We start from the raw sequence: 6643 nt of genomic DNA on the forward strand, positions 1-6643 counted from the left end.
GGGCCTCGCCGCCGCGGCCGGGCGGCGCCCGAGGCTCGGGCGCAGGCTCAGGCCTTCCAGGCGCCCGCGGGCTGGCGCACGGCCACGTTGAGCCGGTTCCACACATTGATGTTGGCGATCGCCAACAGCAGCGCCGACAGCGCCTTCTCGTCGTAATGGCGCGCGGCTTCGTTCCACACGTCGTCGGACACCGGCTCGGGCCGGTCGCTGATCCGGGTCAGCGCTTCGGTCAGCGCCAGCGCCGCGCGCTCGGCGTCGCTGAAGCCCGGCACCTCGCGCCAGGCCGCGACCGCGAACAGGCGCTCGGCGCTTTCGCCGGCCTTCAGCGCGGCGCGCGAGTGCATGTCGACGCAGGCGCCGCAGCCGTTGATCTGGCTGGCGCGCAGCTCGACCAGGGCGAGCGTGGTTTCGTCCACGCCCTGGTGCTGGAGCGCCGACTTGAGCGCGAACAGCGCCTTCATCGCGTCGGGCAACTGCTGGGCGGGGTGGGGCATGCGGGCTTGCAGGGTCATGGCGGAACTCCGGTAGGTCGGGGACGGGATGTCGCCCCGGCGCTGCGTTCGGTGGCCGCAGCGCGGGGTCGTACCGGTTCGACGGGGCAGCGCGGCGCAACGTGACATCGCCGCGCGGATTCGTGCGCGTTGGGGCGTCAGCGCAGGCGCCGCAGCAGTTCCGCGGCCACGCCCGGCGCCGACGCCGGGTTCTGTCCGGTGATCAGTTCGCGGTCGCTCACCACCTGCGGCGTCCACGGTTCGGCGTTGCTCTGGTAGCGCACGCCGGCGGCCTGCAGCGCGGCCTGCGGGTAGAACTTCATCGTCCCGCCGCCGAGCTGCGGCTTGGCGATCTCTTCCTCGCGGTCGCTGATGACGGTGACCCGGTAGCCGCGATAGATCCACTGCGGCGGCGCCGCGACCCGGCGCCCGTCGGCCAGCGCGGCGGCGAAGCCGGCGGCGTCGGGCAGGGTCGACAGCAGCGCGATCGGGCCGTGGCAGACCAGCGCGGTGGTCTTGCCCTTGGCGTGGAAGTCGCTCAGCAGCCGGCCCAGGGCCGGGCTCGCCAGCAGGTCCTGCATCGGCGCGTGGCCGCCGGGCACGTAGACCGCATCGAAACGGTCGTAGCCGATCTGCGCCACCCGCTCCAGGCTCAGCACCGGCGATTTGTCCGGCGCGGTCAGCGCCAGCCGGTCCAGCAGCGCCTGGTGCGTGCGCAGCGCCTGCGCGTCGCCGCCGAAGTACATCGGATCGACCGAGCTGCGGTCCAGGCTCGGCGCGCGGCCGAGCGGGGTGGCGAAGCTGACCTCGTGGCCGGCATCGAGCAGCGCCTTGACCGGCTGCATCAGCTCGTTGAGGTAGAAGCCGGTGCGCAGGCTCTTGCCGTCCTTGAGCTCCAGACGATCGGAGTCGGACAGCACCACCAGCACATGCGCGGCCTGGGCGTTGCCGAAGGACAGGGCCAGCGCCAGGGCGGCGCCGATGAGGCCGAAACGTTTCATTGCAGGGCTCCTGAGCAAGGACGGGGACGATGGCCGGCACTGTATTGCCTGCTTTGTCGGCGATAAAATCCCGCAACGGGAATTGATTTGTTCTCCAGGAGCAAAGATGAGCCGCCGCTTCGATCACCTCGGCGACGTGGAAACCTTCATCGCCGTGGTCGAGCACGGCTCGCTGACCGCCGCGGCGGTGGCGCTGGCGACCACGCCCTCGGTGGTCAGCCGCGCGGTGGCGCGGCTGGAGCAGCGTCTGGGCGCGCAGTTGCTGCGCCGCACCACACGCCGCCAGGGCCTGACCGAAGCCGGCCGCCTGTACCTGGAGCAGGCGCGCGCCGCGTTCGCCCAGATCGACGAGGCCGAGCGCGCGATCCAGGGCCAGGGCGGCGAACTCAGCGGCCGCGTGCGCCTGAGCGTGCCGACCACCTACGGCCACTACCGCCTGCCGCCGCTGCTGCGGCGCTTCGCCGAGCGCTATCCGCGGGTGCGGGTCGAACTCAATATCGCCAACCGCAACGTCGACCTGGTCGCCGAGGGCTTCGACCTGGCCGTGCGCCTGGGCCAGCTGCCCGACAGCGGGCTGGCCGCGCGCAAGCTCGAGGACGCGGCGCTGTGCGTGGTCGCCTCGCCCGACTACCTGCGCCGGCGCGGCGAGCCGCGCACGCTCGACGAACTGGCCGGGCACAGCCTGCTGCCGTTCCAGATGCCCAGCACCGGCCGCATCGCCCAGTGGCAGTTCCGCCAGGACGGGCGCGACATCGACTGGACGCCCGATTCGCCGCTGCAGGTGAGCGACGACGTGCTCGGCGTGGTCTCGCTGGCCGAGCACGGCCTGGGCCTGTGCCAGAGCTACGACTTCGTCGTTGCGCAGCGTTTGGCGGCGGGCACGCTGGTCGAGACTTTGCCGCATCTGCGCGGCCGCTCGCGGCCGTTCTCGCTGATCTACGCCCCGCACCGGCGCTTGTCGGCGGCGTCGCGCGCATTGATCGACGCGCTCGCCGGCGAAAGCTGAGCGGCAGTTATCCGTCGCGCGCGAAAAACTGCGTAGCCAGTCTCGCGGTTACAAGTCGCGCACATTTGCGCGCATCGCATCGGGTATCTCGTCAACGCGGTCGCGAACGGCGGCGACGCCGGCGCGGCCGCATCGCGTCGCGCGCCGCGAGCGCACCGCGACGAAGGCGATGGCGCATCGACCCTCCCGGTCCGCATCGCCGCACCCGCACCGTCGTACCCGCACGGCCGTACCGACGCATCGCCACCGCTACGCGCGGCGGCGGCGCGATTAAACAACTCTTAAAACCCCGCCGTTAGCGTCGTGGCGCGCGTTCGCGCGCCGCGACGGCCGACTGCTGCCTTTCCTCCCCACTATCAGGACATTCCTTTCATGCGCATCGTTCGCATCGTTCCCTTGCTGCTGCTTTCGCTTCCCGTCGCGGTATCCGCCCAAGTCCGCAAAGACGGAGAAGAGCGCGCCGACATGGCGCCGTCGAACTGGAGCGTCGGCGTCGCCGCCGGCAGCCGCACCGAGCTGTACGCCGGCGAAGGCAACCACACCCGGGTCATCCCGTTCTTCGGCTACGAGGGCGAGCGCTTCTACTTCCGCGGCATCACCGCCGGCTATCACCTGATCAAGCGCGAGGACGTGGTGGTCGACGTGTTCCTGGGCGGGCGCCTGGATGCGATGGACGCCAAGGACTTCGGCCGCCGCGACCTGGCGCGGCGCGGCATCGACCGCGACCTGCTGTCCGACCGCGACGACAGCGTCGACGCCGGCGCGTCGGTGAGCTGGCGCGGCAGCGCCGGCGAAGTGCAACTGGAGGTCAAGGCCGACATCCTCGACGTCAGCGGCGGCTTCCAGGCCGATGCGAGCTATCGCTACCCGATGCAGGCCGGCCAGTGGCTGCTGACGCCGGCGGTCGGGGTGACGGTGCTGTCGAAGGATCTGGCCAACTACTACTACGGCACCTTGGACAAGGAAGTGCGCCGCGGCGTTATCGACTACCGCCCGGGCAGCGCGACGATTCCGTACGTCGGCGTGACCGTGGCGCGGCCGTTCGCGGAAAAGTGGCGGTTCATGGCCAATGTCGGTTATCAGCTGCTGCCGGACGAGATCAAGGACAGTCCGTTGATCGCCGAGGACACCGACGGTGTGGCGCAGGCGTTCTTTGGGGTGGTGCGCAGTTTCTGATTCGCGGGCGCGCGGCCCTCACCCCAACCCCTCTCCCGCAAGCGGGAGAGGGGCTATGAGCGCGCGCAGCGGCTTGCTGTTCCTTCTACCGCTAGCGGGAGAAGGTGTCCCAAAGGGGCGGATGAGGGCCCGCACCCTCAATACAACGGCGTCCCCGCCTTGTAAGCCGCCACAAACCCTTCCCAATCCAGCTCCACCTGCGCCGCATACGCGAACGCGAACGCGCGGATCTCCGACTTCAACCCGCTCTTGCTGGTCACCGCCTCGCTGACCTGCTTGTCGATGCTGTAGCTCACCACCGCGCTGTCGTAATCCTGATCGGCCAGCGCGTGCGCGCTGGCCAGCGCCTGGCCGAGATAGCCGGCGGCGGTGTCGAGCTTGCCCGCGCTGTCGAGCTTGGCCGGATCGAAGTCCTCCTGGAACGGCGACTTCTCGTGCACGTAGAACGGCACCCCGGCGACGCTGGCGTAGCCGATCAACACCTCGGCGTTGCCGACCTGCGCTTTCGCGGTGCGCGCCACGCGCATGCCTTCGTGGCTGTCGTAGGCGCTCACGGGCATGCGGCCCGGCGCTGCGGCGATCACCGCGCTGTCGGCTTCCTGCTTGAACTCCAGGATCACATCGTCGCTCGTCGCCGACGTCGCGCCTTCCACCAGCACGTAATAGCGGGCGCGGCCGAGGCTGCCGACGCCGGAGCCGAGTTTGCGGCGCACGTCCTTGACCGTGTAGAACGCGGCCGGATAGCGCTTGGACGAAGCGATCGACGACACATAGCCGGCCATCGACGAGGTCACCGCACTGTAGGTCGCCGCCGGCACCGCGACCAGGTTCGACAGCGACTGGAAGCGGCGCGCGGAACCGGCGAGTTCGGTGTACTTCGACAGCAGGCTGGCGCGGCTCTTGCCGTCGGCCTTGCCGATCGTGTCGTCGACCACGCCGGTGGTGGTGTCCTTGTCCAGGCGGAAGCCGCTTTCGCTGTCGTTGCCCTTGAACGCGCCCATCTGGTCGACATAGGCGCCGACCAGCGTCTCCACCGCGGCGCCGATGGCGGCGTCGCTGAGGCCGTTGTCGCGGCCGGCCAGCACCAGGCTCGCGGCGAGCCGGCGCAGGTCCCACACGTACTGGCCGAGATAGCCTTCATCGAAGTCGGCGACCTTGAACACCGCCTTGCCGCTGCTGTCGCGCGAGGCGTCGAAGTTGCCCAGATGCGCATCGCCGCCGATCCAGGTGTAGCCGGTCTGGGCGCTGGTGTAGGCCGAGGCGGGCAGGGTCTTCATGTCCTGGAAGAACAGGTGCGCGGTGCCGCGATAGAACGCGAACGGGCCGCCGGCCATGGTCGCCAGCTTGGTGTCGAGCTCGTCCTTGGCGCCGGCGGCGTAGGGATGATTGTGATCGCGGATCTGCTCCACGACCCAGCCGTCGCGCGCGCTGGCGGCGTCGGCGGGAACCTGGGCGCAGGCGGCCAGGGCGAGAGCGAGGGCGAGCGACGAGGCGCGGATCGACATGCGGACAGTCCTTGGCAGAAGCCGCGCGGGCGCGGCGGCGTTGCCGAGTCGATCACCGGCATATGTCAGCGGCGTGAACGCGCGCGGCGCCGGCGCCGGCGCGGACTGGCGCGGCGGCGCGAAATGCAGTTGCATGGAGGCCTGGATCCGCATGGGACAAGGACGCCTCGATGGCCTGGTTGCGCCGATTATCGCTGTTGCTGGCTGTGCTCGCCGTCGCCGCGGCCGCGGTGGTGTTCGCGGTGGTCCAGCCCGGCGTGGCCCCGCGTCCCTCGGCGCCGCCGGCCGCCGACGCCGAGCGCCTGCGCGCGGACGTGAAGCGGCTGTCGGTGGATTTCTACCCGCGCAGCTACGACCGGCCGGAGAACCTCGACCGGGTCGCGGCCTGGCTGCGCGACGAGTTCGAGCGCGCCGGCGCGCGGGTCGAGTACCAGCCGGTGAGCGTGGAAGGGCAGGCGTATCGCAATGTGATCGCGCGCTTCGGTCCCGAGCGCGGGCCGCTGCGGGTGATCGGCGCGCACTACGACTCCTACGCCGACACCGGCGCCGACAGCGGCGATGCGCTCGGCTACTCGCCGCGCACCCACATGCCCGGCGCCGACGACAACGCCAGCGGCGTGGCCGGCCTGCTGGAGCTGGCGCGCATGCTCGGCCGCGCGCCGCCGGCGCAGCCGATCGAACTGGTCGCCTACACCCTGGAAGAACCGCCGCATTTCCGCAGCGAACACATGGGCAGCGCCTGGCACGCGCGCGCCCTGCGCGAATCCGGGCGCGAGGTCGAGTTCATGCTGTCGCTGGAAATGATCGGCCGCTTCAGCGACCGGCCCGGCAGCCAGACCTATCCGGTGCGCGGCATGCACCGCCTGTATTCGGACCGCGGTGATTTCGTCGTCGTGGTCGGACGCCTGGGCGATTTCGGCCTGAGCCGCCGGGTCAAGGCGACGATGGCCGGCGCCACGCCGCTGCCGGTGCACTCGATCAACGCGCCGCCGCTGCTGGTGCAGGGCGTGGATTTCTCCGATCACCTGTCGTACTGGCGCGAAGGCTTTCCGGCGCTGATGATCGGCGACACCGCGTTCCTGCGCAGCCGCCGCTACCACCAGGCCGACGACACCTTCGAGACCCTGGACTACGCGCGCATGGCACAGGTGGTGCAGGGCGCGTATGCGGTGGCGACGGGGCCTTGAGGCGGCGCGACGCCACTTCGACGTCGTCATCCCCGCGTGGGCGGGGATCCAGACACTTCAGAGTCGTGTCGCGATGAAGCCCTGGATGCCCGCCTTCGCGGGCATGACGATAGGTGGGTTTCGCCGTAAGTCGGTTTCACCGCGCCGCTCCATGCCGTCATCCCCGCGCAGGCGGGGATCCAGAGACTTCAGAGTCATGCATCGATGAAGCCCGGGATGCCCGCCTTCGCGGGCATGACGACAGGTGGGTTTCGCCGTAAGTCGGTTTCACCGCGCC

General features: G+C 70.3%; 6 protein-coding genes. 3 read left to right on the forward strand and 3 right to left on the reverse strand.

The genetic code is table 11. The annotated features are described in order from the left end of the window. Positions 1 to 47: 47 nt before the first annotated feature. Positions 48 to 512 carry a carboxymuconolactone decarboxylase family protein gene (locus tag A7A76_RS19750; protein ID WP_206412870.1) on the reverse strand — a complete coding sequence of 155 codons (465 nt, stop codon included), beginning with the start codon at positions 510 to 512 and terminating at the stop codon, positions 48 to 50. 137 nt (positions 513 to 649) lie between these two features. Continuing rightward, entirely contained in the window at positions 650 to 1492 is an 843-nt protein-coding gene (locus A7A76_RS19755; protein WP_206412872.1) for a type 1 glutamine amidotransferase domain-containing protein, read from the reverse strand. A gap of 106 nt (positions 1493 to 1598) precedes the next feature. On the opposite strand from A7A76_RS19755, the gene A7A76_RS19760 reads away from it, so the two are divergent. Both A7A76_RS19760 and A7A76_RS19765 read left to right on the forward strand, forming a co-directional pair. Then, positions 1599 to 2498, forward strand: a complete 900-nt coding sequence (locus A7A76_RS19760; protein ID WP_206412874.1) for a LysR family transcriptional regulator — start codon at positions 1599 to 1601, stop codon at positions 2496 to 2498. A 465-nt stretch (positions 2499 to 2963) separates the two neighbouring features. After that, complete coding sequence (locus A7A76_RS19765; RefSeq protein ID WP_206412876.1) at positions 2964 to 3674, forward strand: MipA/OmpV family protein; 711 nt, start codon at positions 2964 to 2966, stop codon at positions 3672 to 3674. Positions 3675 to 3811: 137 nt separating this feature from the next. Here the strand turns inward: A7A76_RS19765 and A7A76_RS19770 are convergent, their stop codons facing one another. Then, positions 3812 to 5179: a DUF2252 domain-containing protein gene (locus A7A76_RS19770; protein ID WP_206412878.1), complete on the reverse strand. Its 1368-nt coding sequence runs from the start codon at positions 5177 to 5179 to the stop codon at positions 3812 to 3814. Positions 5180 to 5349: 170 nt separating this feature from the next. Here A7A76_RS19770 and A7A76_RS19775 point away from each other — a divergent pair, with 170 nt between their 5' ends. After that, entirely contained in the window at positions 5350 to 6366 is a 1017-nt protein-coding gene (locus A7A76_RS19775) for a M28 family peptidase (RefSeq protein ID WP_206412879.1), read from the forward strand. Positions 6367 to 6643: the final 277 nt, after the last annotated feature.

The organism is Lysobacter enzymogenes (assembly GCF_017168095.1).
GTDB classification, from domain to species: domain Bacteria; phylum Pseudomonadota; class Gammaproteobacteria; order Xanthomonadales; family Xanthomonadaceae; genus Lysobacter; species Lysobacter enzymogenes_D.

What these genes read in the sequence shown, in the direction of transcription:
- A7A76_RS19750 (WP_206412870.1), bottom strand. Translation starts at nt 512, where the DNA reads ATGACCCTGCAAGCCCGCATGCCCCACCCCGCCCAGCAGTTGCCCGAC.
- A7A76_RS19755 (WP_206412872.1), bottom strand. Translation starts at nt 1,492, where the DNA reads ATGAAACGTTTCGGCCTCATCGGCGCCGCCCTGGCGCTGGCCCTGTCC.
- A7A76_RS19760 (WP_206412874.1), top strand. Translation starts at nt 1,599, where the DNA reads ATGAGCCGCCGCTTCGATCACCTCGGCGACGTGGAAACCTTCATCGCC.
- A7A76_RS19765 (WP_206412876.1), top strand. Translation starts at nt 2,964, where the DNA reads ATGGCGCCGTCGAACTGGAGCGTCGGCGTCGCCGCCGGCAGCCGCACC.
- A7A76_RS19770 (WP_206412878.1), bottom strand. Translation starts at nt 5,179, where the DNA reads ATGTCGATCCGCGCCTCGTCGCTCGCCCTCGCTCTCGCCCTGGCCGCC.
- A7A76_RS19775 (WP_206412879.1), top strand. Translation starts at nt 5,350, where the DNA reads ATGGCCTGGTTGCGCCGATTATCGCTGTTGCTGGCTGTGCTCGCCGTC.